Origin of the sequence: Speluncibacter jeojiensis (genome assembly GCF_029589495.1) — a bacterium.
Taxonomy (GTDB): Bacteria; Actinomycetota; Actinomycetes; order Mycobacteriales; family Mycobacteriaceae; genus Speluncibacter; species Speluncibacter jeojiensis.
Genome location: NZ_JAAIVF010000006.1, coordinates 243,574 through 266,362, shown reverse-complemented (window position 1 = coordinate 266,362; position 22,789 = coordinate 243,574). Strand labels below are relative to the sequence as shown.

Annotated in this window: 23 protein-coding genes; 9 read left to right on the top strand and 14 right to left on the bottom strand. The window is 70.4% G+C overall.

The annotated features are described in order from the left end of the window. Window positions 1-99 precede the first annotated feature (99 nt). Window positions 100-948, top strand: coding sequence for a mycofactocin-coupled SDR family oxidoreductase (locus G4X40_RS18225; RefSeq protein WP_277834555.1), 849 nt, complete (start codon window positions 100-102; stop codon window positions 946-948). A 76-nt stretch (window positions 949-1,024) separates the two neighbouring features. On the opposite strand, the gene nadC is transcribed toward G4X40_RS18225, so the two are convergent. Genes nadC through nadA form a run of 3 tightly spaced genes read right to left on the bottom strand, consistent with a single transcriptional unit; the run spans window position 1,025 to window position 4,535 of the window. After that, window positions 1,025-1,897 carry a carboxylating nicotinate-nucleotide diphosphorylase gene (nadC, locus tag G4X40_RS18220; RefSeq protein WP_277834553.1) on the bottom strand — a complete coding sequence of 291 codons (873 nt, stop codon included), beginning with the start codon at window positions 1,895-1,897 and terminating at the stop codon, window positions 1,025-1,027. Beyond that, on the bottom strand, window positions 1,897-3,495 hold the full coding sequence (locus tag G4X40_RS18215; RefSeq protein ID WP_277834551.1) for an L-aspartate oxidase: 1,599 nt from the start codon (window positions 3,493-3,495) through the stop codon (window positions 1,897-1,899). Before G4X40_RS18215 ends, nadC begins: the two co-directional genes overlap by 1 nt. Continuing rightward, window positions 3,495-4,535 carry a quinolinate synthase NadA gene (gene nadA, locus G4X40_RS18210; protein WP_408642243.1) on the bottom strand — a complete coding sequence of 347 codons (1,041 nt, stop codon included), beginning with the start codon at window positions 4,533-4,535 and terminating at the stop codon, window positions 3,495-3,497. Before nadA ends, G4X40_RS18215 begins: the two co-directional genes overlap by 1 nt. A 42-nt stretch (window positions 4,536-4,577) precedes the next feature. On the opposite strand from nadA, the gene G4X40_RS18205 reads away from it, so the two are divergent. Continuing rightward, entirely contained in the window at window positions 4,578-5,255 is a 678-nt protein-coding gene (locus tag G4X40_RS18205; protein ID WP_277834550.1) for an NUDIX hydrolase, read from the top strand. Here the strand turns inward: G4X40_RS18205 and G4X40_RS18200 are convergent. The 3 genes from G4X40_RS18200 to bioB form a co-directional block, all read right to left on the bottom strand. Continuing rightward, window positions 5,205-5,918 (bottom strand): DUF2567 domain-containing protein, encoded by a 714-nt coding sequence (locus tag G4X40_RS18200; protein WP_277834549.1) that lies wholly within the window; start codon window positions 5,916-5,918, stop codon window positions 5,205-5,207. The two genes, G4X40_RS18205 and G4X40_RS18200, sit on opposite strands and share 51 nt — an antisense overlap. Before the next feature lie 109 nt (window positions 5,919-6,027). Beyond that, on the bottom strand, window positions 6,028-6,279 hold the full coding sequence (bsaP, locus tag G4X40_RS18195) for a biotin synthase auxiliary protein BsaP (protein WP_277834714.1): 252 nt from the start codon (window positions 6,277-6,279) through the stop codon (window positions 6,028-6,030). A gap of 26 nt (window positions 6,280-6,305) precedes the next feature. Beyond that, the gene (bioB, locus tag G4X40_RS18190; RefSeq protein ID WP_277834548.1) at window positions 6,306-7,319 is read right to left on the bottom strand and encodes a biotin synthase BioB; all 1,014 of its coding nucleotides are present in this window, start codon (window positions 7,317-7,319) and stop codon (window positions 6,306-6,308) included. A 329-nt stretch (window positions 7,320-7,648) separates the two neighbouring features. Here bioB and G4X40_RS18185 point away from each other — a divergent pair, with 329 nt between their 5' ends. The 5 genes from G4X40_RS18185 to G4X40_RS18165 all read left to right on the top strand — a co-directional run bounded on the left by G4X40_RS18185 (window position 7,649) and on the right by G4X40_RS18165 (window position 11,603). Beyond that, on the top strand, window positions 7,649-8,236 hold the full coding sequence (locus G4X40_RS18185; RefSeq protein WP_277834547.1) for a TetR/AcrR family transcriptional regulator C-terminal domain-containing protein: 588 nt from the start codon (window positions 7,649-7,651) through the stop codon (window positions 8,234-8,236). 126 nt (window positions 8,237-8,362) lie between these two features. Continuing rightward, window positions 8,363-8,836: an NfeD family protein gene (locus G4X40_RS18180; RefSeq protein WP_277834545.1), complete on the top strand. Its 474-nt coding sequence runs from the start codon at window positions 8,363-8,365 to the stop codon at window positions 8,834-8,836. Continuing rightward, the gene (locus G4X40_RS18175) at window positions 8,833-9,585 is read left to right on the top strand and encodes a slipin family protein (RefSeq protein ID WP_277834544.1); all 753 of its coding nucleotides are present in this window, start codon (window positions 8,833-8,835) and stop codon (window positions 9,583-9,585) included. Before G4X40_RS18180 ends, G4X40_RS18175 begins: the two co-directional genes overlap by 4 nt. A gap of 88 nt (window positions 9,586-9,673) precedes the next feature. Beyond that, window positions 9,674-11,149: an MFS transporter gene (locus G4X40_RS18170; protein WP_277834543.1), complete on the top strand. Its 1,476-nt coding sequence runs from the start codon at window positions 9,674-9,676 to the stop codon at window positions 11,147-11,149. Window positions 11,150-11,210: 61 nt separating this feature from the next. After that, window positions 11,211-11,603, top strand: a complete 393-nt coding sequence (locus G4X40_RS18165; protein WP_277834713.1) for a MarR family winged helix-turn-helix transcriptional regulator — start codon at window positions 11,211-11,213, stop codon at window positions 11,601-11,603. A 39-nt stretch (window positions 11,604-11,642) separates the two neighbouring features. On the opposite strand, the gene G4X40_RS18160 is transcribed toward G4X40_RS18165, so the two are convergent. From G4X40_RS18160 to G4X40_RS18130, 7 genes are all read right to left on the bottom strand, one after another. Beyond that, entirely contained in the window at window positions 11,643-12,395 is a 753-nt protein-coding gene (locus G4X40_RS18160) for a succinate dehydrogenase/fumarate reductase iron-sulfur subunit (RefSeq protein WP_277834541.1), read from the bottom strand. 1 nt (window position 12,396) lies between these two features. Continuing rightward, on the bottom strand, window positions 12,397-14,316 hold the full coding sequence (locus G4X40_RS18155; RefSeq protein ID WP_277834712.1) for a fumarate reductase/succinate dehydrogenase flavoprotein subunit: 1,920 nt from the start codon (window positions 14,314-14,316) through the stop codon (window positions 12,397-12,399). Window positions 14,317-14,379: 63 nt separating this feature from the next. After that, window positions 14,380-15,168 carry a hypothetical protein gene (locus G4X40_RS18150; protein WP_456299997.1) on the bottom strand — a complete coding sequence of 263 codons (789 nt, stop codon included), beginning with the start codon at window positions 15,166-15,168 and terminating at the stop codon, window positions 14,380-14,382. Window positions 15,169-15,224: 56 nt separating this feature from the next. After that, a complete protein-coding gene (locus G4X40_RS18145; RefSeq protein ID WP_277834538.1) occupies window positions 15,225-15,506 on the bottom strand; it encodes a hypothetical protein in 282 nt (93 codons plus the stop codon). A 155-nt stretch (window positions 15,507-15,661) separates the two neighbouring features. Further along, window positions 15,662-16,363 carry a dethiobiotin synthase gene (gene bioD, locus G4X40_RS18140; protein ID WP_277834537.1) on the bottom strand — a complete coding sequence of 234 codons (702 nt, stop codon included), beginning with the start codon at window positions 16,361-16,363 and terminating at the stop codon, window positions 15,662-15,664. Continuing rightward, the gene (locus G4X40_RS18135) at window positions 16,360-17,547 is read right to left on the bottom strand and encodes an 8-amino-7-oxononanoate synthase (protein ID WP_408642242.1); all 1,188 of its coding nucleotides are present in this window, start codon (window positions 17,545-17,547) and stop codon (window positions 16,360-16,362) included. The genes bioD and G4X40_RS18135 overlap by 4 nt, the downstream gene beginning before the upstream one ends. 68 nt (window positions 17,548-17,615) lie before the next feature. Further along, window positions 17,616-18,887 (bottom strand): adenosylmethionine--8-amino-7-oxononanoate transaminase, encoded by a 1,272-nt coding sequence (locus tag G4X40_RS18130; RefSeq protein WP_408642250.1) that lies wholly within the window; start codon window positions 18,885-18,887, stop codon window positions 17,616-17,618. 273 nt (window positions 18,888-19,160) lie between these two features. Here G4X40_RS18130 and G4X40_RS18125 point away from each other — a divergent pair, with 273 nt between their 5' ends. Further along, a complete protein-coding gene (locus tag G4X40_RS18125) occupies window positions 19,161-20,768 on the top strand; it encodes an AMP-binding protein (protein WP_277834708.1) in 1,608 nt (535 codons plus the stop codon). Between the two features lie 451 nt (window positions 20,769-21,219). Here the strand turns inward: G4X40_RS18125 and G4X40_RS18120 are convergent, their stop codons facing one another. Beyond that, window positions 21,220-21,702 (bottom strand): hemerythrin domain-containing protein, encoded by a 483-nt coding sequence (locus tag G4X40_RS18120; RefSeq protein WP_277834536.1) that lies wholly within the window; start codon window positions 21,700-21,702, stop codon window positions 21,220-21,222. Window positions 21,703-21,905: 203 nt separating this feature from the next. On the opposite strand from G4X40_RS18120, the gene G4X40_RS18115 reads away from it, so the two are divergent. Next, window positions 21,906-22,787: an NAD(P)-dependent oxidoreductase gene (locus G4X40_RS18115; protein WP_277834534.1), complete on the top strand. Its 882-nt coding sequence runs from the start codon at window positions 21,906-21,908 to the stop codon at window positions 22,785-22,787. Window positions 22,788-22,789: the final 2 nt, after the last annotated feature.

Below are 22,789 nucleotides of genomic sequence, written 5' to 3'. Positions count from 1 at the left end.
GCACGTAATCTGTGCCACAACCATACAGTTGAACGCCAGAGTGTCTAGTCGCCCTCGGGAGCGCTGGACCCACTCGGGCGACAGTTACAAGGAGTGGAAATGGGCAACGAGAACACCGCATTCGAGGGCAAGGTCGCACTGGTCACGGGTGCCGCGCGCGGGCAGGGGCGCTCACATGCGCTGGCGTTCGCCGAGCGCGGTGCGGACCTGGTGATCTGCGATCGGTGCGCCGACACCGCGGGTGTCGCCTACGCCCTCGGCACCCAGGAGGAGCTCGCCGAGACCGCCCGGCTGATCGAGGGCCTCGGCCGGAAGGTCATCTCGGCGAAGGTCGACACCCAGAACCGTCCGGCCCTCGAGCAGCTGGTGGCGCGCGCCGAGGAGGAGTTCGGCCATGTCGACATCGCCGTCGCCAACGCGGGGGTCTCCGGGATGTCGCCGATCACCGAGCACTCGCAGGCGGTGTGGGACGACGTCGTCGGCACCAACCTGACCGGCGTGTTCAACACCCTCGCCGCGGTCGCGCCGGGCATGGCGCAACGCGGATACGGGCGCATCGTGACCGTCTCGTCGATGCTGGGCCGTAGCTCGGCCCCGACCCAGGCCGCCTACACCGCGTCGAAGTGGGGCGTGATCGGCATGTCGAAGTCCGTCGCGCAGGAACTGGCGCACTCGGGCGTCACCGTCAACATCGTCGCCCCCGGCAACATCGACACCCCGATGGTCCGCAACGACAACCTGTTCCGCACGATCCGCCCGGACCTGGACGCCCCGACGTGGGACGACGTCGCACCGATCCTCGGCATGCTGCACGCGCAGCCCGTCGCGATCCTCGACCCCGCCGAGGTGACCCGTGCCGTGCTGTTCCTCACCGACGAGGCCAGCGCCCACATCACAGGCATCGTGATCCCGGTCGACGCCGGCGCCGCGACCCGCACCTCCGCCTGAGCCGATCCTCCGGTGGAGCCGGCGCGTGGCCCCGGCTCCACCCCGGGTCTACATGTCCGGGTCTACATGTCCGGGTCTACATGTCCAGGCCGAGGTCCAGCACGGTGGCCGAATGCGTCAGGGCCCCGACCGCGAGATAGTCGACGCCGGTGCGGGCGTAGTCCGCCGCCATGTCGAGCGTCAGGCCACCGGAGGACTCCAGCTTCGTCTGCGGCGACACCTTGTTGCGGCGCTGCACGGCGACCTGCGTCTGCCACACCGGGAAGTTGTCCAGCAGAACGGTTTCCGCGCGCTCGGCGAGCACCTCGTCGAGCTGCTCGAGGCTGTCGACCTCGACCTCGCAGGCGACCTGCGGCGCGACCGCCCGGACCGCCCGCAGCGCCGCGACCACCGAGCCGGCGGCGGCGACGTGGTTGTCCTTGATCAGCGCCTCGTCGCCGAGTCCCATCCGGTGGTTCACGCCGCCCCCGACACGGACCGCATACTTCTGCAGCCCGCGCATGCCGGGCAGCGTCTTGCGGCTGTCGCGGATGCGGCAGTCGGTTCCGGCGACGGCCGCGACCCACCGATGGGTCGCGGTCGCGATGCCGGACAGGTGGCAGACGAGGTTGAGCATGGTGCGCTCGGCGGTGAGCAGCCCGCGGGTCGGCGCCAGCACCGACAGCGCGACGTCTCCGGGTGCGAGCACCGTGCCGTCGGCGACCCGCTCGAGCACCTCGTAGCCGCCGGCGCCGATCACCTCGTCGAGCACCAGCAGACCGACATCGAGGCCCGCGACGACACCCGGTGCACGCGTGGCCATCACGGCCTTCGCGGACGCACCCTCGGGCACGGTGGCGTTCGAGGTGACATCCGGGCCATACCGCAGGTCCTCGTCGAGTGCGAGCCGCACCAGCGCATGCACCTCGTCGCGGTCGAGTGCCTCGGGCCAGTTCGTCTGGCTGCTCATCAACGTGCTCCTGTCAGTTCGGGGAGGACCAGTGCGCCGGTCTCGTCGCGCCGCACCTCGATGCTGTGCCGCCACGACTCGCGGGACCCGGGATGATCGCTGCGGGTGTGGCAGCCGCGACTCTCGGTGCGCACCCGCGCCGCCAACAGCAGGGCCGACGCGGCCACGGTCAGCGCGGCGTCCTCGAGTCCTGCGACGTCGGTCGGCATGTGGTGCGGTCCGGTCGCCAGCGTCTGCGCCAGTTCCGCTGCGGCCCGGTCGAGACCGTCGCCGTCGCGCACGACCGACGCGTGGGCGGCCATCAGCCGCTGCACCGCCGCGCGGTCCACGCGGGCCACCGGCCACGGGCGCACGTCGGTCACCTCGACCCGCAGGTCCGCCCGCTCGGCCGCCGCGATCCCAGCGCGTTCCCCGACGACCAGCCCTTCGAGCAAACTGTTGGAGGCCAAGCGGTTTGCGCCGTGCAGTCCGGTCCGGGCTACCTCACCGGCCGCGAACAGACCGGGCACCCCCGTGCGTCCGGAGGTGTCGGTCACGACGCCGCCGCAGGCGTAGTGCGCGGCCGGCGCCACCGGGATCAACTGCGTCGCGGGGTCGATCCCTGCGGCCAGGCAGGAGGCGGTCACGGTCGGGAACCGCCGCGCGAATCCGTCCAGCCCGCGCGCATCGAGGTGGACGTGGTCGGTGCCGAGTTCGGTCATGCGCGCCGCGATGGCGCGCGAGACCACGTCCCGCGGGGCGAGGTCGCCGCGCGGGTGTACACCCTCGGTGACCGACCGGCCCGCGGAGTCGACCAGCCGGGCACCCTCGCCGCGGACCGCCTCGCTGACCAGCGGGCGTCGGCCTACCCCGCCCGGCGCGAACAGCACGGTCGGGTGGAACTGGACGAACTCGAGATCGGCCACCGCGGCCCCGGCGTCGAGGGCCAGCGCGACGCCGTCGGCGGTCGCCCCGGACGGATTGGTGCTGCACGAGTACAGCTGACCCATCCCGCCGGTCGCCAGCAGCACGGCCGGGGTGTGGATGACTCCGAAGCCCTTGTCGGACAGCACGATCAGCCCGGACACACCGTTGCGGTCGGTGACGATGCGGGCCGCAGCGGCACCGAACAGCACCGGCAGGCCGGCCGCGCCGAGCGCGCGCTGAACCTCGGCGCCGGTCGCGTCGCCGCCGGCGTGGATGATCCGGCGGGTGCTGTGTCCGCCCTCGCGGGTGCGTTCGACCCGGCCGTCCCGTCCACGGTCGAACACCGCGCCGAGGTCGACCAGCGCCGACACCGCCTCGCGTCCGCCGGCGACGATCGAGCGCACCGCCGTCTCGTCGCACAGCCCGGCCCCGGCCACACAGGTGTCCTCGACGTGCGAGTCGACCGAGTCCGCCTGCAGGTCACCGACGACGGCGATGCCGCCCTGCGCGTACTGCGTGGCGGTGTCGGTCGGGCCGCCCTTGCTGACGGTGAGCACACTCAGACCGCGCAGCGACGCCGCCCGCGCAGCGGTCAGCCCGGCCACGCCGCCGCCGACCACCACCAGGTCCGCCCGCGCTTCCCACGCCACCGCCGCCGGCGAGGCGGTCCGGTACGCGGCGCCGCGCGTCATTACTCGCCGCCGCCCGGGTTACCGATCTCGATCATCCGCTGCACCGACCGGCGCGCCCGCTCGGCGACGTCGGGTGCGACATCGACCTCGTCCTTGCCCTCGATCAGGCAGCGCAGCAGCGCGGCCGGGGTGATCATCTTCATGTAGGGGCAGGACGCGCGGTCGTTGACCGCCTGGAAGTCGATGCCCGGGGCGGCGTTGCGCAGCTGGTGCAGCATGCCGACCTCGGTGGCGACGAGCACCTGGCGTGCGCCGGTCGACTTGGCCGCCTCGATCATGCCGCCGGTGGACAGGATCTTGACCTTGTCCTCGGGCACAAAGCCCTCACCGGCGAGGTAGAGCGCCGAGGTCGCGCAGCCGCACTCGGGGTGCACGAACAGGTCCGCGTCGGGGTGGGCCTTGGCCCGGGCCGTCAGCTCGTCTCCGTTGATGCCCGCGTGCACGTGGCACTCACCGGCCCAGATGTGCATGTTCTCGCGGCCGGTGACCCGCTTGACGTGGGCGCCGAGGAACTGGTCGGGCAGGAACAGCACCTCGCGGTCCGGGTCGATCGACGCGACCACGTCGACCGCGTTCGACGACGTGCAGCAGATGTCGGTGAGGCCCTTGACCTCCGCGGTGGTGTTCACATAGGACACGACGACGGCGTCCGGGAACTCGTCCTTCCACGCCCGCAGGTCGTCCGCGGTGATCGAGTCGGCGAGCGAGCACCCGGCCCGCTGATCCGGGATCAGCACGGTCTTGTCCGGGCTGAGGATCTTCGCGGTCTCGGCCATGAAGTGCACGCCGCAGAACACGATGGTGTCCTCCGGGGCCTCGGCGGCGATCCGCGAGAGCGCCAGGGAGTCGCCGACGTGGTCGGCCACGTCCTGGATCTCCGGCAGCTGATAGTTGTGCGCGAGTAGCGTGGCGCCGCGTTCGTCGGCGAGCCGACGGACCTCCTCGGCCCACTCGGGAGTGCCGGCGACACCGGAGTATCCGCCCTCCCCGTCCTGGATCTGCTGGTGCAGCTCGGACATCGTCATCTGCGGACTCGCCATGACAGTTCTCCTCGTTCGAGTTTTCGACTTATAATCGAAAACATGAGACATGGTAACACCCGCCACGAAGTGCTCGTCGCGGTGTTCCAGGTTCGCGACGGGGAGCTGTGCGTGCTGCTGTGGCAGCGGGCGATGGAACCCGAGCTCGGGACCTGGTCCCTGCCCGGCGGGCAACTCGGCGACGAGGAGGACCTGCCCACCTCCGCGCGCCGTCAGCTCGCCGAGAAGGTCGACGTCCGCGAGATCACCCACCTCGAGCAGCTGTCGGTGTTCTCCGACCCGCACCGCATCCCCGGCCCGCGCACCATCGCGTCGACGTTCCTCGGACTGGTCCCCTGCACCTCGGACCCGCACCTGCCACCGGACACCGCCTGGCATCCGGTCGCCGCGCTGCCGGCGATGTCCTTCGACCACGCCACAGTGGTCGCCCACGCCCGCACCCGGCTGGCGGCGAAGCTGTCGTACACCAACATCGCGTTCGCGCTGGCGCCGGACGAGTTCTCCATGTCCACCTTGCGCGAGTTGTACTGCGCCGCACTGGGACACAGCGTGGACGCGACGAACCTGCAGCGCGTGCTGGGCCGGCGCAAGGTGATCACCCCGACCGGCACGACCGCACCGTCAGGTCGCAGCGGCGGCCGTCCGGCCGCGCTCTACCGGTTCACCGAGTCACGGCTGCGGGTGACCGACGAGTTCGCCGCCCTGCGGCCGCCCGCCTGAGTCCGGGCCGGGGCCGTCGATACCGGAGCCGCCCGAGGCGGGACCTGCCGAGTCGGGACCTGCCGGGGCCCGGTACTCCTGATCGCCTGCGCCGAGCCCGTCCCACGGGCTGAGCACGGCGGCGAGCAGCACGACCACCCCCGCGCCCAGCGCCTGACCGATCAGCGCGACCCACCCGCCGCACCAGGTCAGCAGCGGGCTCAGCCAGTCCGGTCCGACCACGCGGATCTCGCTCAGCCGCAGCGACGGCGGGATCGCGACGACCTGGCCCAGATCGAAGTCGCCGCCCACCGGGAACCGATGTGTGGCGAGCGAGACGCCCACCTCCTCGGCCAGCCAGGCACCGAGCAGACAGCCGAGCACCAGCCCGACCACCATGAGCGGGCCGCGCGCGCTGCGCCACAGCCAGGCGACCGCGCCGCACAACACGCCGAGCGCGAGCGACATGAACGCGAACATCCCGATCGCGTCGAACCGGTGGGTGCTCTCGTTCATCAGCGAGATCGCGCCGTCGTGCCCGATCAGCACGTGCTCGGGCGGCGCGAGCAGCCCCCACACCACGCCGAGCAGGGCGCCGGCCAGCGCCGATCCGATGCCGATGAGCGCGGGCGCGCGCACGATCCGCAACACGCGCCGGGGCCCCTTCTCGATCTCACCTGTCACGTCGATACACACTAGAGCCTGCGCGGGTACGCCGATCCGCGACACAGAGACGAAGCACCACGACGACCCACGGGGCGCCGGCCGATCGACACGAACAGTGACGGCCTGCTCACCGACGACCGAGCAGCACCGAGTCGACGACACCGTGCCGGGAGCACTTGGCCCACCAGCCGTCCGGCACCACCTGCACGATCATCCGGCGCCCGCACTGTCCGCAGTAGCGCGGCGGCTCGAGACCGAGCTGCGCGGAGGTCGGCGACAACCGGCCCGAGGCGCCGGCATCGAGCTCGATGCCCGTGTACACGTTGAACCGCACGTTCTCTTCCGAGAGCGGCCCACCGGTGCGGACGGCCAGTTCCATGGCCTGGTCCACGGCTGCCTCGCGCATCACAGGGTGGAGTTCAGGGCCTTGATCGGCATCTCGAGCTCGCCGAGCAGGTCCAGGTCGGTCTCGGCGGGGCGGCCGAGCGTGGTCAGGTAGTTGCCGACGATGACCGCGTTGATGCCGCCGAGGATGCCCTGCTTGGCGCCGAGGTCGCCGAGGGTGATCTCGCGGCCGCCCGCGAAGCGCAGGATCGTGCGCGGCAGCGCCAGGCGGAACGCGGCGACCGCCTTGAGCGCCTCGCTCGCCGGCAGCACCTCGAGGTCGCCGAACGGCGTGCCCGGGCGAGGGTTGAGGAAGTTCAGCGGCACCTCGTCGGGCTCGAGTTCGGCGAGGTTCGCGGCGAACTCGGCGCGCTGCTCGAGCGTCTCGCCCATGCCGAGGATGCCGCCGCAGCACACCTCCATCCCCGCCTCGCGGACCATCTTCAGCGTGCCCCAGCGCTCCTCCCAGGTGTGGGTGGTCACCACATTCGGGAAGTGCGAGCGGGAGGTCTCGAGGTTGTGGTTGTACCGGTGCACGCCCATCGCGGCGAGCTGGTCGACCTGCTCCTGGGTGAGCATGCCCAGCGAGCACGCGACCTGGATGTCGACCTCGTTGCGGATGGCCTCGATCCCTGCGGCGACCTGCGCCATCAGCCGGGCGTCGGGTCCGCGCACGGCGGCGACGATGCAGAACTCGGTGGCGCCGGTCTTGGCGGTCTGCTTGGCAGCCTCGACCAGGCTCGGGATGTCCAGCCAGGCGGAGCGGACCGGCGACTCGAACAGCCCGGACTGCGAGCAGAAGTGACAGTCCTCCGGGCAGCCGCCCGTCTTGAGGGAGATGATGCCCTCGACCTCGACCTCGGGGCCGCACCACTTCATGCGGACGTCGTGCGCGAGCGCGAGCAGTTCCTCGAGCCGGTCGTCGGGCAGTTGCAGAACCTGGAGGATCTGGTCCTGGATCAGCGCCTCGCCGCGCTCGAGGACCTGTTCGCGCGCGGTCGCGAGGATGTCGGTGCTGACGGCGGTCTGGGTCACTGCTGCTCCTTGGGGGCTGAACTGTGGCTGGGGGGCACGGGTGCGGCGCCCTGTGCCGTACGGCATCTTCCGACGTCACACACCGCGCATGCACCTCGCACGACACCCGGGGGCTGCGAGGTGCATGCGCGGCATGCGAGGTCCGGGTCGATGCCGACAACTCTCGACTTGAACACCGTCCAAGTTGAACGGCGTTCAGGTTAGGGTTGGGACGAATTCGCTGTCAACACCGGCGAGCTGAGAAGCTGGTTGGACCGACGTTCTTCGTCACACAATGTTCTTCGTCGTTCTTCGTCACCCATGTTCTTCGCCCGGCAAAGGAGCCCACCGTGCAGTTGCGACGCGCAGACGTCCTGGCCGGCGCCATCGCGATCCTCGACGAGTACGGCCTCGCCGACCTGACGATGCGGCGCCTGGCCACCTCGCTGGGCGTGCAACCGGGCGCGCTGTACTGGCATTTCCCCAACAAACAGTCGCTGCTCGGGGCGGTCGCCGACGAGATCCTGCGACCGATGGACGCACCGGTCGACGCCGCCGACTGGGCCGACAGGTTCCGGACGCTGTCCACCCGCATGCGCGACGCGCTGCTCTCCCACCGCGACGGCGCAGAACTGGTCGCCGCCGCCTACGCATCCCGGCTGACAACCAGCGGAGCGCGCGAGGCCCTGGCCCGGGCGGGGACCGACGCCGGGCTCGCCGGCGCCGAGGCCGACCTGGCCGCCGACACGATCCTCTACTACATCCTCGGTCACTCGATGGACGAGCAGTCCCGCATCCAGATGGACTCGCACGGCGCACTGACCGACGACGCGTCGCCGCTGTTCGAGAGCCCCGACGCCGCCTCCCGATTCGAGTTCGGCCTGGGCCTGTTCATCGCCGGGGTCAGCGCGACGCTGCGCGAGCACCAGCACCGCTGATCCCCCGCGAGACACCCGCCGGCGCCGTATCGGGCCGGTCGCGGACCCGACCGACCCGTGGCAGCCCCGACCCGACACGCCTACCGTTGAGGTGAAGGTTTTCGCGGTGATGGCTGGTGGCGCGAGATGGCAGTGTTCGGGGTGTTGGCGCTCGTCGTCGGACTGCTGCTGATCATCGTCGAGACCCACGTGCCGACGATCGGCATCGCCGGCACCGTCGGCGCGCTGTCCGTCGCGTCGGGCGCGGCCCTGTTGCTCTTCTCCGGCGGGTTCGGCCCGTCGGTCGCGCTCCCGGTGGCCGCGGGGGCCGCCGTGGTCGGCGGCGGCCTCGCCGCGGTCGCCGGACCGAAGGTGCTGCGGGCCCGGCGCGCCCCGGTCCGGTCCGGCCCCCAATCGCTGATCGGCACGTCCGGCACGGTGCGCAGTTGGCGCGGCACGGAGGGTCAGATCGAGACCGCCGGCGGATTGTGGCGTGCGCGAATCGAGTTCGGCTACGACGCCGATCCCCCGCTGTCGGCCGGCGAGCGCGTCGTGGTGGAGAGGCTGCACGGGCTCACGCTCGGCGTGCGGCGCCGCGAACCCTGGGAGGTGGAGCCATGACCGCCGTCGTCATCGTCATCGTCGTCGTCGCGTTCCTCGCGCTGGCGCTCCCGGCGAGTTCGGTGCGGATCCTGCGCGAGTACGAGCGCGCCGTGATCTTCCGGATGGGGCGGCTGCTCACCTCCAAAGGGCCCGGCGTGGTGCTGCTCATCCCCGCCGTCGACCGGATGGTGCGGGTGAGCCTGCGCACGGTCACGCTGAACATCCCCGCCCAGGAGGTCATCACCCGCGACAACGTGCCCGCGAAGGTCACCGCGGTCGCCTACTTCCGGGTGATCGACGCGGACCGGTCGGTCGTCGAGGTCGAGGACTTCCTCGACGCCACCGCGCAGATCGCTCAGACGACGCTGCGTTCGGTGCTCGGCCGTGCCGACCTCGACACGCTGCTGGCCGAACGCGAGCGGGTCAACGAGGACCTGCAGAAGGTCATCGACCTGCAGACCGAGCCGTGGGGCGTCAAGGTGACCACCGTCGAGGTAAAGGACGTGGAGATCCCCGCGAACATGCAGCGCGCGATCGCCCGGCAGGCCGAGGCCGAGCGGGAGCGGCGGGCGAAGATCATCAACGCGGAGGGCGAGTTCCAGGCGTCGGCGAAGCTGGCCCAGGCGGCCGACGTGATCAGCGCCAACCCGACGACGCTCCAGTTGCGCTACCTGCAGACCCTGCTCGAGGTGGGCGGCGAGCACAACTCGACGGTGATCTTCCCGCTGCCGATCGACATGATCCGCGCGTTCATCAAGCCCGACTGACAGGCCCGCTTCCCCGGTCCCCGACTGACAGGGAACTGACAGCGCGAGGGCGTTGATCCGTCGACAGTTGTAAATCTACAATTCTTGTGTGACTACAACGATTGCGCCGGCGGCGCCGACCGAGCGCCGCAAGACGATCATCCTCGCGACCTGCTGCCTGAGCCTGCTCATCGTCTCGATGGACGCGACCATCGTGAACGTGGCGCTGCCGGCGATCCGCAGCGACCTGCACGCCTCGGTGTCGCAGTTGCAGTGGGTCATCGACATCTACACGCTGGTCCTCGCCAGCCTGCTGCTGCTCTCCGGCGCCACCGCCGACCGGTTCGGGCGCCGCCGCACGTTCCAGATCGGGCTCGCGGTCTTCGCCGCCGGATCGCTGCTGTGCAGCCTGTCGAACAGCGTCGAGATGCTCATCGCCGCCCGGTTATTCCAGGCGATCGGCGGGTCGATGCTCAACCCTGTCGCCATGTCGATCATCACCCAGGTGTTCCCGGGCCGGCGCGAACGCGCCCGGGCCGTCGGTGTCTGGGGCGCGGTGGTCGGCATCTCGATGGCGCTCGGCCCGATGCTCGGCGGGGTGCTGATCGACACCGTCGGCTGGCGGTCGGTGTTCTGGATCAACCTGCCGGTGTGCGCGGCGGCGATCACGCTGACCGCGATCTTCGTGCCCGAGTCGCGCTCGTCGGTGGTGCGCACCCTCGACCCGGTCGGGCAGGCGCTGGGCATCGTCGCCATGGCAGCGCTCGTGTACGGGCTGATCGAGGGCCCGTCGATGGGCTGGAGCTCGGCGCGGACGCTGACCATCTTCGCGGTCGCGCTGGCCGCCGTCGTCGCGTTCATCGTGTTCGAGGGCCGGCACCACGACCCGTTCATCGACCTGCGTTTCTTCCGCAGCGTGCCGTTCAGTTCCGCCACCGTGATCGCGGTCATCGCGTTCGCCGGCTACGGCGCGTTCCTGTTCATAATGTCGCTGTACCTGCAGGAGGTCCGGGGACTGAGCGCCATCGGCACCGGGTTGCTGTACCTGCCGCTGGCCGTCGCGACACTGGTGTGCTCGCCGCTGTCCGGCCGCGCGGTCGGCCGCTTCGGGATCGCGCCCTCGCTGATCGTGGCCGGGCTGGTCATGTCGGTCGCCGGGCTGCTGCTGACCTTGCTCGGCACCGGCACCTCGCTCGGATTGCTGGCCGTGATGTCCGGCGTGTTCGGCATCGGGTTCGGGCTGGTCAACGCGCCCATCACGACGGCGGCGGTCAGCGGGATGCCGGTCGACCGGGCCGGCGCGGCCTCGGCGGTCGCGTCCACCAGCCGCCAGGTCGGGGTGAGCATCGGTGTGGCACTGTGCGGCAGCGTCGTCGGCACCGCGATGGCCGGTCACATCGGCACGGGTTTCGCCGACTCGACGCACCCGCTGTGGTGGATGGTCGTCGCCATCGGCCTGGTCATCGCCGCGCTCGGCGTGGTGTCGAGGTCGGCGTGGGCGCACCGCAGCACCGCCGCGGTCGCCGAACTGCTCGACGAACCCGAGTTCGCCCCGGCGGCCGCGGGAGGTGCCGGCCGTGCCTGATCGATACGTGCCTGATGACCGCACACCCGACCCGCACCTGGCCGACGAGGCCTGGCGCCTGATGAGTTCACTGGTGATGGACAACCGCGACACCTGGCGGCGCACGGTGACCGAACGGACCGGGTTGCCGTTCAGCAGGATCCGGGTGTTGCGCCGGCTCAAGGCGGGGCCGCTGTCGATGAAGGACCTCGCGGCCGCCGCCACCATCGACGCCCCGGCGGCGACGGTCGCGGTCAACGACCTAGAGGCACGCGGCTACGTCGTGCGCGAGGTGAACCCGGCCAACCGCCGGTGCAAGAACGTCACGCTGACCGCGTCCGGGCAGGAGTTGCTCGCAACCCTGCACGCCCTCGACGACCCGGCACCGGCGCCGCTGGCCGCGCTCGACAGCACCGACCTCGCCGCACTGAACACGATCCTCGGCAAGCTCGCCCACGACCGCGCGCTGCCCTGAGACCGGCGGCGCCACCGGGACCGACGCCGGGCCGGCCGCTCAGGACCGTCGTCGGAAGAGCTTGTCGCCCAGCCACACCAGCGGGTCGTAGCGGTGGCCGGCGACGCGCTCCTTCATCGGGATGATCGCGTTGTCGGTGATGTGGATGCCCTCCGGGCAGACCTCGGTGCAGCACTTGGTGATGTTGCAGTAGCCCAGGCCCATGTCGTCCTGCCCCAGGTCGCGCCGGTCGGCGACGTCGAGCGGATGCATCTCGAGTTCGGCGAGCCGGATGAAGAACCGCGGCCCGGCGTAGGCCTGCTTGTTGTCCTCGTGATCGCGGATCACGTGACAGACGTTCTGACACAGGAAGCACTCGATGCACTTGCGGAACTCCTGGGACCTCTCGACGTCGACCTGCTGCATCCGGTACTCGCCGGGTTCGAGCCCCGGCGGCGGCGTGAACGACGGGATCTCGCGGGCCTTCACGTAATTGAACGACACGTCGGTGACCAGGTCTCGGATCACCGGGAACGTCCGCATCGGCGTGACGGTGACGGTCTCGTCCTCCGTGAACGTCGACATGCGGGTCATGCACATGAGCCGGGGTCTGCCGTTGACCTCGGCCGAGCAGGATCCGCACTTGCCGGCCTTGCAGTTCCACCGGACCGCGAGGTCCGAGGCCTGGGTGGCCTGGATGCGGTGGATGATGTCGAGCACGACCTCGCCCTCGTTGACCTCCACCGTGTAGTCCTGCAGCGCCCCGCCGTCGGCGTCGCCGCGCCACACCTTGAACTTCGCGTCGTACGCCATCTCACGCCTTCCTTCCCGGGTGCTCGGCGAGTTCGTCGTCGGTGTAGTACTTCTGCAGCTCTTCGATCTCGAACAGCGCCAACAGGTCCGGACGCATGGGCTGCTGCGGTTCGGCGTCGACGGTGACGTCGGGCACGACCGGGTCGCCGCCGGCGAGGTGGCAGACCAGCAAGGTGCCGCGCCACGCGCTGACCATGTCCGGGTGGTCGTCGCGGGTGTGACCGCCGCGCGATTCGGTCCGCATCAGCGCCGACCGGGCGACGCACTCGCAGACCAGCAGCATGTTGCGCAGATCGAGCGCCAGGTGCCAGCCCGGGTTGAACTGCCGATGCCCCTCGACGGTCACCCGGTGGATGCGGCCGCGGATCTCGTCGAGGCGCACCAGCGCACGCTCCATCTCGTCGGCGTGCCGGATGATCCCGACCAGGTCGTGCATGGACTGCTGCAACTCCATGTGCAGCGAGTACGGGTTCTCCTGCGCTGCCGGATCATCCGGCGGGTCGAACGGTGCCAGGGCGATCCGTGCCGCCGCGGCGATGTCGTCGGGTGACACCTGCGGACGCTGCGCGAGCGACTGCACGTAGTCGGACGCACCCAGCCCCGCGCGCCGGCCGAACACCAGCAGGTCCGAGAGCGAGTTGCCGCCGAGCCGGTTCGACCCGTGCATACCGCCGCTGCACTCCCCTGCCGCGAACAGTCCCGGCACACAGGAGGACCCGGTGTCCGGGTCGACCTCGATCCCACCCATCACGTAGTGGCAGGTCGGCCCGACCTCCATCATCTCCTTGGTGATGTCGACGTCGGCGAGTTCCTTGAACTGGTGGTGCATCGACGGCAGCCGCCGCTGGATCTCCTCGGCCGGCATCCGGGAGGCGATGTCGAGGAACACCCCGCCGTGCGGAGAGTCCCGGCCCGCCTTGACCTCCGAATTGATCGCCCGCGCGACCTCGTCGCGGGGCAGCAGATCCGGGGTGCGGCGGGCGCTGTCGTTGTCCTCGAGCCACTGGTCGGCCTCGTCCTCGGTCTCGGCGTACTGACCCTTGAACACCGCCGGGATGTAGTCGAACATGAACCGCTTGCCCTCGGCGTTCTTGAGCACCCCGCCGTCGCCGCGCACGCCCTCGGTGACCAGGATGCCCTTCACGCTCGGCGGCCACACCATACCGGTCGGGTGGAACTGGATGAACTCCATGTTGATCAGGTTCGCGCCGGCGCGCAACGCGAGTGCGTGACCGTCGCCGGTGTACTCCCACGAGTTCGACGTCACCTTGTAGGACTTGCCGATACCGCCGGTCGCCATCACCACCGCGGGGGACTCGAACAGCACGAACCGGCCCGACTCGCGCCAGTAGCCGAACGCGCCGGCGATCGCGCCGGACGAATCCTTGAGCAGCTCGGTGATCGTGCACTCGGCGAACACCTTGATCCGCGACTCGTAGTCACCGGTCTGCGCGTGGTCCTCCTGTTGCAGCGAGACGATCTTCTGCTGCATGGTGCGGATGATCTCCAGGCCGGTGCGGTCGCCGACGTGGGCCAGCCTCGGATAGGTGTGGCCGCCGAAATTGCGCTGGTTGATCCGGCCGTCCGGGGTCCGGTCGAACAGCGCGCCATAGGACTCGAGTTCCCACACCCGGTCCGGGGCCTCCTTGGCGTGCAGTTCGACCATCCGCCAGTTGTTGAGGAACTTGCCGCCGCGCATGGTGTCGCCGAAGTGCACCTGCCAGCTGTCCTTGGACGCGACGTTGCCCATCGCCGCCGCGCAGCCCCCCTCGGCCATCACGGTGTGCGCCTTGCCGAACAGCGACTTGCACACGACCGCCACCGACAGTCCCCGCTGCCGGGCCTCGATGACCGCGCGCAGGCCGGCGCCGCCGGCCCCGATCACCACCACGTCGTATGTGTGCCGCTCGACCTCGACCAAAGCCACGCACCTCCGCGCTCGTCCGGGAGCCGACGGTCGGCCCACCGGTACCTGTCCCGCGCGTCAGTTCACGAAGCGCGGGTCCGAGATGGTCCCACTCGCCACCAGCATGATGTACAGATCGGTGAGGATGAGGGTGTACAGCGTGATCCACGCGAACATCATGTGCCGGGTGTTGATGACGCTGACCCACGTCCAGACCCGGTAACGGACAGGATGTTTCGAGAAGTGCTTGAGCCGACCGCCGGTGACGTGCCGGCACGAGTGGCACGAGAGCGTGTACAGCCACAACAGGATCACGTTGGCGACGATGATGATGTTGCCCAGGCCGAACCCGAATCCGCCGGTGGAACCGTGGAACGAGACCACCGCGTCGTAGGTGTTGATCCCCGAGATGATCACCGCGATGTAGAAGAAGTAGCGATGCGCGTTCTGCACGATCAGCGGCAGCCGCGACTCCCCGCCGTAGGTGCGATGCGGCTCGGCCACGGCGCAGGCAGGCGGGGACAGCCAGAACGAGCGGTAGTAGGCCTTCCGGTAGTAGTAGCAGGTCAGGCGGAAGCACAGCAGGAACGGCAACGACATGAACGCCAACGGGATCCACATCGGGACGGTGCCGAAGTGCACCCCGAGGTGGCTGGACCCGGGCGCGCAGGAAGCACTCAGGCACGGCGAATAGAACGGCGACAGGTAGTGATAGCTGTCCACCCAGTAGGCGCTGCGCACGAACGACCGCACCGTCGCGTAGACGACGAAGATCATCAGCCCGACGAAGGTGGCCGCCGGCTGCAGCCACCAGCGGTCCCCGCGCAGTGTGCGCGCGGCGATGGCGGCGCGGCCGGGAGCCCCCACTCCCGACTCGGCGCCCGCCGGGGACGGGCCGCCCGGCGCGGTATCCGCCGGCGCGCTCACCGGTGCTCGTGCGGATGCCCGCCGACACCTTCGTCGTCGGCTCCCTGCCAGAGCGCCTGCTCGTAGGGGGTGTCCGGGATCTTCACGCGCTCACCGGACTCGTAGACGGTGCGCGGCGGCGACTGGTCGAGGTCGCCGGCGTCGATGCCCAGCCGCTCGACGTCGTTGGCCAGCCGGCGCACTGCGGAGGCGTCGCCGTAAAGGGTGCGGAGCGAGCCGACGCACTGTCGCAGGTGCCCGATCGTCCGCTGGAGGTCCGTCATCTCGGTGGTGGTCATCGATTCCTCCAAGTCGCTGCGCGCTGCGCGGAACGAACCGTCGGGGCCGATACCCTCTTGCCGACCGACCTCGCGGAGTGGTCCATATCACAGTACGGCAGTTCGGGTCCGTCCGGCGAAGGATCGAGCGGGCGTTCTCGGGACCGCCGACCAGGTCAGACGAGCGAGGCGAGCCAGGCACGGTCGAACCAGCCCGGCGCCTGCGCGGTGAACCGCGCGCGGTCGAGCGACCCGACACCGGCCGGGATGCGCCCGACCAGGTCGACCCCGGTCACCGACGGCAGGTCGTCGAGGTTGCACCGCATCGCCAGGTCCGGCTCGTCGGGCCATGAGCCCAGCACGATGCCTGCACATCGGACGCCGGCCGACCGCAGCGCCTCGACGGTGAGCGCGCAGTGGTTGAGCGTGCCCAGCGCGGGGTCGGCCACCAGCAGCACCGGCGCGCCGAGGTCGACGGCGACGTCGCGCAGCGTGAACCCATCGGCACCGAGCCGGACCAGCAGCCCGCCCGCCCCCTCGACCAGCGCGAGGTCGTGGTCGCGGCCCAGTTGCCGGGCGGCGCCGACCACCTGGGTGCGAGTCAACTCGGCCATCCCGGCACGCCGCGCTGCAGTGTCCGGCGCGAGCGGTTCCGGGTAGCGGGCGAGCTCGACGGTCGCGGCGATCCCCGACGGGCCCACGCCCACCAGTCGCTGCACCACGGCGAGGTCGCCGCCGACGCCCGGCGCCTCGCCGGTCTGTGCGGGCTTGCACACCGCCACCGAGGCGCCGCTCGCGCGCGCCGCCGCGGCCAGCGCCGCGGTGGCGATCGTCTTGCCGACGTCGGTGGAGGTGCCGGTGACGAGCAGCGCGCTCATGCGGGCACCCCGGTGGCGGCCCGGGCCTGGGACAGCACGTCGGTGAGCACGGCCTCGACGGTGGCCATCTCGTCGGCGCCGAGGTTCGCCCGCGCGGTCAGCCGCAGGCGCGAGGTGCCCGCCGGGACCGACGGCGGACGGAAGCAGCCGACGTGCAGGCCGCGCTCGAGGCAGGCGACGGAGGCGTCGTAGGCACGTTGCGGGTCGCCGAGGACCACCGACACGACGGCGGACTCGGGCACCACGTCCAATCCGGACATGCGCGCGAGGTCGGCGGCGCGCGCAAGCACCGCCCCCGCCCGCTGCGGCTCGCGGCGCAGCACGCCGAGCGCGGCACGGGCGGCGCCGACTGCCGCGGGGGCCAATCCGGTGTCGAAGATGAACGTCCGTGCCACGTCGATCAGGTGTGCGCGTACCCGCGCACCTGCGAGCACCACACCACCTTGCGCGGCAAGCGATTTGGACAGCGTGGCGGTGACCACGACGTCGTGCTGCCCGGCGAGCCCCTGCTCGTGCACCCACCCGCGGCCGCCGTCCCCGCGCACACCGATGGCGTGAGCCTCGTCGACCACCAGCAGCGCGCCGTGCTCGCGGCACACACGGTGCAGGTCATGCAGCGGAGCGAGGTCGCCGTCGGCACTGAAGACCGAGTCGGTCAGCACCAGCGCCCGGCGTTCGGATCGGGCGGCGAGCGCGGCGGCGACGGCGGCGGTGTCGGCGTGTGGCGTGACGACCACCCGCGCCCGGGACAACCGGCAGGCGTCGACCAGCGAGGCGTGGCAGCCGGCGTCGGAGACGATCAGCGTGTCGCGGTCCGACAGCGCGGTGACCACGCCGAGGTTCGCGGCGTAGCCGCTGGCGAAGACCAGACCGGATTCGGCGCCGACGAACTCGGCCAGTTCCGCCTCGAGCAGTTCGTGCTCGGTGGTGGTGCCGGTGACCAGTCGCGAACCGGTCGAACCGGCCCCCCAGCGGCGCAGCGCGGCGGTCGCGCCGTCGATCACCTCGGGGTGACGCACCAGGCCCAGATAGTCGTTGGATGCGAGGTCGATGGCCGCGGCGACCGGGGTCCGCGGGCGCAGTGCCCGTCGCAGTCCGGCGGCACGGCGCTGCTCGGCGCGCTCGTCCAGCCAGCCGAGTACGTCCCTGGGCAATGCGTCACGATCGGTTCCCACGACAGGCACGATACGCGAACTTGAACACCGTTCAAGCTCGCCCCCGCCCTCGGGCCCCGCCGCTTTGGGTGCGCCCGCTACCCCGCGGTCCCGGCGGCCGCGACCATGCCGGCGGCGATCCGGTCCACCTCGTCGCCGGTGCAGATGTACGGCGGCATCGCGTAGATCAGATTGCGGAACGGCCGCAGCCACACCCCCGCAGACACCGCCGCCCCGGTCGCAGCCGCCATGTCCACCGGCTCGGTCAGGTCGATCACGCCGATCCCGCCGAGCACGCGCACCTCCCGAACCCCGGGCAGCTCGGCGGCCGGCGCGAGTCCGGCAGTCAGCCCCGTCTCCAGCGCCGCGACCTCGGCCCGCCAGTCGCGCGAGAGCAGCAGTTCGACCGCGGCGACCGCGATCGCGCAGGCCAGCGGATTGGCCATGAACGTCGGCCCGTGCATCAGCCCGCCGGCCTCGCCCGCGCTGATCACCTCCGCGACCCGGTCGGTGCACAGCGTCGCCGCCAGCGTCAGGTAGCCGCCGGTCAGCGCCTTGCCCACGCACATCACGTCGGGCCGCACGCCGGCGTGGTCGGCCGCGAACAGTTCGCCGGTACGCCCGAAGCCGGTGGCGATCTCGTCGAAGACCAGCAGCACCTCGTGCTCGTCGCACAGCCGACGCAGAGCCCGCAGGTACTCCGGGTGGTGGAAGCGCATGCCGCCCGCACCCTGCACGACCGGCTCGACGATCACCGCGGCCAGCTCGTCGCCGTGCTCGGCCATCGCCGCCGCCAGCTCCTCGACGTAGGCCGGGTCGAACTGTCGCGGCGGCGCCGAGACGAACACCTGCGGGGCGAGCACCTCGGACCACAGCGAGTGCATGCCGCCGTCCGGGTCGCAGACGCTCATCGCCTCGAAGGTGTCCCCGTGATACCCCCCGCGCCAGGTCATCATCCGGTGCTTGCCGGGCCGGCCGAGGCTGCGCCAGTACTGCAGGCACATCTTGATCGCAACCTCCACGGACACCGAACCGGAGTCGGCGAAGAACACCTTCTCCAGGCCCTCCGGGGTCAGCTGCACCAGCAGTTCGGCGAGCCGGGCGGCCGGTTCGTGGGTGAGCCCGCCGAACATCACGTGGCTCATCCGGTCGAGCTGGGCACGGGCGGCCGCGTCGAGCACCGGGTTGCGGTACCCGTGGATCGCCGCCCACCACGAACTCATCCCGTCGACCAGTTCGGTGCCGTCGGCCAGCGTCAGCCGCGCGCCGCGGGCGCTCGCGACGACCAGCGGCGCCGGCGCGGAGGGGAAGGCGCCGTAGGGATGCCAGATGTGACCGGCATCGATCGCGGCGATGCGCTCGGCCGTCAGGCACCCGGGGCTCAGAGGCTCGGGGTGCACGTGCGCTGCTTCGGGCTGCTGGGCTTCCACGGCATCGGAGACTATCCCCGGCCCGTCGCATCCCTGCCCCAGCCCCGTCTCGGCGCTGTCCCATCCGGGCGTCCCGGTCCGCGACACCGGCCCTGGACAGGAACACGTTCTCGTGAGTGACTACCATCACAATCGAGTCGAATGAGAACACGTTCCATGCGGGTGCGCCCGTCAGCAGACGGTCCGACCAGCACGGTTCCGAAAGGGATGATGATGCAGTTCAACCTGGCCGACATCGTCGAAACCGTCGCGTCCGCGGTCCCTGACCGCATCGCGCTGACGTACGAGGGCGAGAACTTCACCTATGCACACCTGGACGCCGAGGCGAACAAGGTCGCCCAGATGTTCGCGCGGGCGGGACTCGGCCACGGGGACCACGTGGCGCTGTTCCTCAAGAACAGCGTCGAGCACGTCACCAGCATCCTCGGCCTGATCAAGATCCGCGCCGTGCCGATCAACGTCAACTACCGGTACACCCCCGCGGAACTCGAGTACATCTTCACCAACTCCGATTCGGCCGCCGTCGTCGTCGAACTGCCCGAGCACCAGGACACGCTCGCTGCGCTGCTCGGCAGCTGTCCGCTGGTGCGGACGATCGTGGTCATCGGCGAGACCACCGCGGCGCTGGCCGCGGCCGCCGCCGAGCGGTCCGTGACGGTGGTGTCCTTTGCCGACGCCCACAACCTGCCCGCGACCGCCGAGTTCGAGACCCGCAGCGGCGACGACATGTACGTGCTCTACACCGGCGGCACCACCGGATACCCGAAGGGCGTCATGTGGCGGCACGACGACTTCTTCCGCAAGCCGCTCTCGGGCGGCAACCCGTACGGCCAGGACCAGCGCCAGGACCTCGCCGAGATCGCCGCCGCCGCCAAGGAATTCCCCGACATGGCGTTCCTCATCGCCGCGCCGCTGATGCACGGCGCCGCGCTGTATTCGCTGTTCACGTTCTTCACCCTCGGCGCCCGCGTGGTGCTCATGCGCGACTTCGACCCCGCAAAGATCGTCTCGGCGATCGAGACCGAACGGCTGCAGGTCATCCTGATCGTGGGCGACGGCATGGGCCTGCCGCTGGTCGACGAGATGGAACGCCGCCAGGGTGAGATCGACCTGAGCTCGCTGTACTCGATCACCAACGGCGGCGCGATCTGGTCGGTGAGCGTGCGCAACCGAATGCTGGCGGTCAAGCCGGACCTGTTGCTGCGCGACAACTTCGGGGCCTCCGAGTCCGGCAACGACGGCGCATTCTCCGTCGACGAGCAGGGCAACCTGCGGATGGCCTCGTCACCGATCCTGACCCTCGTCGACGAGTCGCTCGAGCCGATCACGCCGGGCTCCGACCAGATCGGGTACATCGCCCGCGTGGGCAACGTGCCGCTCGGCTACTACGGCGACGAGGAGAAGACCGCCCGCACGTTCCCGACCCGCGCGGACGGCACCCGGCTGTCGGTCCTCGGCGACATGGGCCGGATCGAGGCGGACGGCACGCTGGTGTTCCTCGGGCGCGGGTCGCAGTGCATCAACACCGGCGGAGAGAAGGTCTTCGCCGAGGAGGTCGAGGCCGCGCTGCACGCACACCCGGCGATCTGCGACGCGCTGGTGGTCGGGGCGCCCGACGAGCGCATGGGCCAGCGGGTCGCGGCGGTGATCGCGACCTACCCCGACGCGACCGACCCGACCCTGGCGGACGTCCAGGAGCACTGCCGACAGACGTTGGCCGGGTACAAGATCCCCCGCTCGATGGTGATCGTGGACGAGGTCAAGCGCACGCCGGCCGGTAAGGCCGACTACCGCTGGGCCAAGGAGGTCGCGACGGCCTGACGGGTGCTGGACGAGGTGGTGACCGAGTTCGAGTGTCGCAGTCACCACCTCGTCGTCGCTGGACGACGCGTTCGGGACCACCGCAAGATCAAGTGACAATTCGACCTGCTGTACGTTCCCGGCACGCTCGGCGCGTGGGCTCGGACCGTCCTCTGCACCAGTCGAGCCAACTCCAATGAGACGGCTCAGGCTCGGCAATCGGTGAGTCGACCTATTTCAGCGGGTTGTACGTCGCCTCCGATGGAACGCTGCAAGTTGTGAATCCGGACATCGATGAATCGAGCCTGGATCCTCAGTGCGCTTGCTGCACATACACGTTCAACGGCATCCGATTCACAAGACCCGCTCCGTCAGGTACGTCACCGAACTAGCTGTTGCGGGTCATGACCCCGTGGGTGCTACCGCACTTCACGACGCCCGACGGCGAACCGAACGCCCCTGGTGCGAGAACTCAGCCCCTACGAGCCATCGTGGCGGCCCAGCCCTCCGGCATCGTTCCGCCGGCCAGGAAGTCCTCGAGGTCCGCGCTCGCCTCGACGTCGAGCACCGCGTCGGCCTGCGGGTAGAGGATCAGCTCCTCCTTGCCGTTGTGCTCCTGTAGTTCGCCGACGAGTTCCCGGCACAGGGTCTCGACCGCAGTCGCGTCGCCCCCGTCGAGTTCCGCCAGTCTGACGTCGAGGTCGGCCATCGTCTGCCACATCTGGCCGTGTTCCTTGAGCATGACCATGACCGGCCCCATCATTCCGGCCGCCTTGAGCGGCGGGAAGAGGAACTCCTCCTCCAGGTAGATGTGCCGGCGCAGCGACACCATCGCGCGGCCGAGCGCATCGATCCGCGTCTCCCCCGCACCGATCGCGGTCACGAACTTCTCGACATCCCCGTCGATCTCGCGATGCTCGCGCTCGAGCGCTGCTCCCAACGTCTGATCCGCCATCGTTCCTCCGACTGGTGATTTTTCACGGAATGTACCGGTGCAAACAGACACTATCCCGCGATGCGGCTCGTCCTCAACAGTGACGCGCCCGCCTCCCGCCGGGCCGGGCGGCCGCACCCGCGGGCGAACCCGGGACATCCGCGGGTGCGCGGGGCGATCATGATGAACGGGACCTGATTCGTTCTCGCGGGAGGTAGCCCGACATGACTGCACCGACACATCGCCTCGGCTGGCTCGGCACCGGACGAATGGGCGTCGCGATGGCGTCGCGCCTGCTCGCCGCGGGAAACGAGTTGACCGTGTGGAACCGCACCCGCGCCAAGACCGCGCCGCTCGCCGACGCGGGTGCGCGAGTCGCCGATGCGGCCGGCGATCTCGGCGTCTGCGACATCGTGTTCACGTGCGTCTCCGCGTCGGCCGATCTGATCGAGGTGGTCGAACTGCTGGTCGCCGCGAACGCCCGACCCGATCTGATCGTGGACTGCTCGACGGTGTCGGCGCAGGCCTCGGCCCAGGTGCGGTCCCGCACCGCCGAGGTGGGGGTCGGGTTCCTGGCCGCGCCGGTCAGCGGCAACCCCGCGATGGTGTCCGCCGGCGACGGGAGCTTCGTCGCGTCCGGCCCCGAGGACGCCTTCGCACTCGCGCGGCCGTACCTCGAACAGATCGGCAGGTCCGCCGTGCGGGTGGGCGAGGCGGAGCAGAGCCGGCTGGTCAAGCTGTGCCACAACCTGTTCCTGGGCGTGGTCGCGCAGGCGTGGATCGAGGTGACCACGCTGGCGGAGAAGGGCGGGGTCCCGCGCGCGGACTTCCTGGAGTTCCTCAACGGCACCGTGCTGGCCTCGGACTGGATCCGCCGTCGCTCGGCCGACCTGATCACCGAGAACTGGTCGCCGACGTTCACGATGGCCTTGCTGCGCAAGGACTTCGACCTCGGCCTGGGCGAAGCCCGCGCGGTCGGGTCCCCGATGCAGCTCGCCGCGACGGTGCACGAGCAGATCCAGTCCGCGATCGGCGCCGGCCTCACCGAACACGACTTTCTGGCGTTGTACCTGGAGCAGGCGCGCGCCGCCGGGTTGCGCGGTTGACC

Bases quoted from the DNA above. Each gene is read 5' to 3' on its own strand.
- G4X40_RS18225 (WP_277834555.1), top strand. From the start codon at position 100: ATGGGCAACGAGAACACCGCATTCGAGGGCAAGGTCGCACTGGTCACG.
- nadC (WP_277834553.1), bottom strand. From the start codon at position 1,897: ATGAGCAGCCAGACGAACTGGCCCGAGGCACTCGACCGCGACGAGGTG.
- G4X40_RS18215 (WP_277834551.1), bottom strand. From the start codon at position 3,495: ATGACGCGCGGCGCCGCGTACCGGACCGCCTCGCCGGCGGCGGTGGCG.
- nadA (WP_408642243.1), bottom strand. From the start codon at position 4,535: ATGGCGAGTCCGCAGATGACGATGTCCGAGCTGCACCAGCAGATCCAG.
- G4X40_RS18205 (WP_277834550.1), top strand. From the start codon at position 4,578: ATGAGACATGGTAACACCCGCCACGAAGTGCTCGTCGCGGTGTTCCAG.
- bsaP (WP_277834714.1), bottom strand. From the start codon at position 6,279: ATGGAACTGGCCGTCCGCACCGGTGGGCCGCTCTCGGAAGAGAACGTG.
- G4X40_RS18180 (WP_277834545.1), top strand. From the start codon at position 8,363: ATGGCAGTGTTCGGGGTGTTGGCGCTCGTCGTCGGACTGCTGCTGATC.
- G4X40_RS18175 (WP_277834544.1), top strand. From the start codon at position 8,833: ATGACCGCCGTCGTCATCGTCATCGTCGTCGTCGCGTTCCTCGCGCTG.
- G4X40_RS18165 (WP_277834713.1), top strand. From the start codon at position 11,211: ATGAGTTCACTGGTGATGGACAACCGCGACACCTGGCGGCGCACGGTG.
- G4X40_RS18160 (WP_277834541.1), bottom strand. From the start codon at position 12,395: ATGGCGTACGACGCGAAGTTCAAGGTGTGGCGCGGCGACGCCGACGGC.
- G4X40_RS18145 (WP_277834538.1), bottom strand. From the start codon at position 15,506: ATGACCACCACCGAGATGACGGACCTCCAGCGGACGATCGGGCACCTG.
- bioD (WP_277834537.1), bottom strand. From the start codon at position 16,363: ATGAGCGCGCTGCTCGTCACCGGCACCTCCACCGACGTCGGCAAGACG.
- G4X40_RS18125 (WP_277834708.1), top strand. From the start codon at position 19,161: ATGCAGTTCAACCTGGCCGACATCGTCGAAACCGTCGCGTCCGCGGTC.
- G4X40_RS18120 (WP_277834536.1), bottom strand. From the start codon at position 21,702: ATGGCGGATCAGACGTTGGGAGCAGCGCTCGAGCGCGAGCATCGCGAG.
- G4X40_RS18115 (WP_277834534.1), top strand. From the start codon at position 21,906: ATGACTGCACCGACACATCGCCTCGGCTGGCTCGGCACCGGACGAATG.